Source organism: Actinomadura bangladeshensis (genome assembly GCF_004348335.1).
Lineage (GTDB): Bacteria > Actinomycetota > Actinomycetes > Streptosporangiales > Streptosporangiaceae > Spirillospora > Spirillospora bangladeshensis.
The window spans coordinates 1-3,404 of sequence record NZ_SMJW01000447.1 but is presented as its reverse complement, the minus strand read 5'-3'; the positions used below and the strand labels follow the sequence as shown (position 1 = coordinate 3,404).

Annotated in this window: 2 protein-coding genes; both read left to right on the top strand. The window is 73.3% G+C overall.

The genetic code is table 11. From position 1 onward, the window contains the following. Positions 1 to 124 precede the first annotated feature (124 nt). A complete protein-coding gene (gene mtrB, locus E1284_RS39600) occupies positions 125 to 1,750 on the top strand; it encodes an MtrAB system histidine kinase MtrB (RefSeq protein ID WP_424923538.1) in 1,626 nt (541 codons plus the stop codon). Next, positions 1,747 to 3,404: LpqB family beta-propeller domain-containing protein (locus E1284_RS39595; RefSeq protein WP_131945265.1), on the top strand; the 1,658-nt coding region annotated here is incomplete at its 3' end. The genes mtrB and E1284_RS39595, both read left to right, overlap by 4 nt.

Below are 3,404 nucleotides of genomic sequence, written 5' to 3'. Positions count from 1 at the left end.
TCCCTCCCCTTTCCCCGGCACAGCGCCCCGTTCCCCGTTGCGGTGACACGCCGATGACCGTCCAGTCCGTCCCGACCCCGTGCGGGTCCGCCCGCCGCCGCGCGAACTCCTCATGAACGCGGACATGAGGCGGGCGAGCCGGTACGTCCGGCGCGGGCTGATCGCGCTGCGGCGCGTGCTGAGCGGCGCCATCGGCGCCGCCTACCTGCGCTGGCGCCGGTCGATCCAGGTACGCGTCGTCACGTCCACGCTGTTCATCTCGGCGATCGTGGTGGCGATCCTGGGTGTGTTCCTGATGCAGCAGATGTCGTCCGCGCTCATGGACGGCAAGGTCAAGGCGGCACGGCTCCAGCTGGACGACGGCCTGGCGCAGGTCCAGCGCGACCTGGGCAACTCCGCCGGGGACGGCAGCAGGCTCAACGCGACGATCGACCGGTTGAAGTCGCGTAGCGGGCCGTCCGGGCTCTATGAGGTCTACATCCGCGACACCAACGAGCAGTACTTCGACGGGTACACGACCAACGAGCTGCGGCCGGAGAGCGTCCCCAAGCGGCTTCGCGAAGAGCTCAAGACAGCACCGGCCGGTTCGCGCGCCTACACCTACGGCAAGCTCTCCTACCTCGGCGGCAGGGCCGACGAGCGCGGCCTCATCGTCGGCGGCCGGACGGGCCAGTTCGAGCTGTACTACCTGTTCCCGCTGACGCAGGAGCAGCAGACCCTGACCAACGTGAGCCGCTCCCTGGCCGGAGTGGGCATCGTCCTGGTGCTGCTCCTGGCCGCGATCGCCTCGCTGGTCACCCGGCAGGTCGTCATACCGGTGCGGCTCGCCGCGCAGGGCGCGCAGAGACTCGCCGCGGGACGCCTGGAAGAGCGCATGAGGGTCCGCGGCGAGGACGACCTGGCCCGCCTCGCCCGCTCCTTCAACGACATGGCCGCCAACCTCCAGGAGAAGATCGGCGAACTGGAGGACCTGTCGCAGGTGCAGCGCCAGTTCGTCTCCGACGTCTCGCACGAGCTGCGCACGCCGCTGACCACCATCAGGATCGCGGCCGACATGCTCTACGAGTACCGCGACACCTTCGACGACCCCGCCGTCGGACGGTCCGCCGAGCTGCTGCAGAGCCAGCTGGAGCGGTTCGAGTCGCTGCTCGCCGACCTGCTGGAGATCAGCCGGCACGACGCGGGCGCCGCGACGCTGGACGCCGAGTCCCTCGACATGCGCGACCTCGTGCTGCGCGTCGTCGGCGACATACAGGGCCTCGCCGAGCGCAAGGGCAGCAAGGTCGTCCTGCAGCTGCCCGGCGAACCCTGCATGGCCGAGGTCGACCGGCGCCGCGTCGAGCGCATCCTGCGCAACCTCGTCGTCAACGCCGTCGAGCACGGCGAGGGCGAGGACATCGTCATCTCCGTCGCCGCCGACCGCGACGCCGTCGCCGTCGCCGTCCGCGACCACGGGGTCGGCCTGAAGCCCGGGGAGGGGCAGATGGTCTTCGACCGCTTCTGGCGCGCCGACCCGGCCCGCGCCCGCACCACCGGCGGTACCGGGCTCGGCCTGTCGATCTCCCGGGAGGACGCGCAGCTGCACGGCGGATGGCTGCAGGCCTGGGGGGAGCCCGGCGCGGGCTCCCAGTTCCGCCTGTCGCTGCCCCGCGTCGCCGGGGCCGAGCTGCGCGGCTCGCCGCTGCCGCTCGTCCCGCCCGGCGCCGGCGACGCGCGGCCGCTGTTCGCGGAGCTGGAGGCGGGCGAATGAGCGCCTGCGCCCGCCGGGTCACCGGTCTGCTGACGCTCGCCGTCCTCGTCCTCGGCGGCGCCGGCTGCGCGAGCGTGCCGAGCGGCGGGCAGGTCGTCAGCGGCAAGCCCGCCGAGCGCGCCGAGCGCGTCGACGACCCCTACGTCCGGCTCATCCCCGTCAAGCCGCGGGCCGACTGGGGGCCCGCCGAGATCGTCTCGGGGTTCCTCGCCGCGTCCGGCAGCTTCGACGACGGCCACAAGGTCGCCAAGTCCTACCTGAGCGGGCAGACGTCCTGGAACCCGGGGCTGCGGCCCTTCGTGACCGTCCTCGCGGGCCGCGTCACCGACCCGCACGTGATCAAGCAGTCGGGGAACCAGGCGACCGTCCGGATCACCGGCGACCAGCTCGGCACGATCACCGCCGACGGCCAGTACACCGCGGCCCCGAAGCCCTTCGACGCCGCCTTCCAGCTCGCCAAGACGCCGCAGGGCGTCTGGCGCATCACCGGCCTGCCCGGCGACGAGAAGTCCGGCCTGCTGCTCACCAAGGACGACGTCGAGCGCGCCATGCGCACCGTCAACCTGTTCTTCTTCGCGCCGGACCGGCACACCCTCGTCCCCAACGGGGTGTTCCTCCCGGTCGCGAACCGGCAGTCGCTGCCGACCCAGCTCGTCCAGGCCCTGCTCGCCGGGCCCACCTCGTGGCTGTCGGGCGCCGTCGACAGCGCCTTCCCCGAGGGCACCCGGCTGCGCCGCGGCGTCCAGGTCGACAAGGAGGTCGCCACCGTCGACCTCACCGGGCAGGCCCGCGGCGGCGACGTCGAGCGCATGTCGGCCCAGCTCAGCTGGACCATGCGGCAGCTTTCGGAGATCAAGCAGTGGCGGCTGCGGATCGAGGGCGAGACCGTCGTCCCCGACGGCATGGACGCCACGCAGCCGGTGCACGCGTGGGAGGAGAACTCCCCGGACGGCGGGGCGACGCAGGAGGGCGCCCACCAGAACGCCTACGTCGTCGGCCCGTCCGGCTACCTCGGCACCCTGGAGGGCGACCGCGCCCAGCCGGTCGTGACCGGCCCGGCCGGGCGGCTGTCCCGCCCCGCCGTCTCGCCCGGCTACCAGGAGTTCGCAGGGCTGAGCAGCGATGAGACCCAGCTGCTGATCGCCGCGCCGGTCAGCGGCTCGCCCAACTCCCGCGTCCTGCTCACCGCGCACGAGGGCGCCCGCTTCACGGCTCCGTCCTATAGCCGCGACGGCACCCTGTGGGTCGTGGAGACCAAGAAGGACGAGTCGTGGCTGTGGGTGCGCCGCCCCGGCAAGGGCTTCGTGCGCGCCGCCCACTGGGGCCTCGGCGGCCGCGAGGTGCTCGCCTTCCGCGTCGCCCGCGACGGCGTCCGCGCCGCCGTGATCGCCGGCATCGACGGCCGCCCCCAGGTGCAGCTCGGCCGCATCGCCCACGACCCGGACGGGTCCCTGGACGTCGGCTCGTTCCTGCCGGTCAGCTCCGAGCTCCAGGACGCCGTCGACCTCGCCTGGCGCGACTACGGCACCTACGTCGTCGGCCCGTCCGGCTACCTCGGCACCCTGGAGGGCGACCGCGCCCAGCCGGTCGTGACCGGCCCGGCCGGGCGGCTGTCCCGCCCCGCCGTCTCGCCCGGCTACCAGGAGTTCGCAGG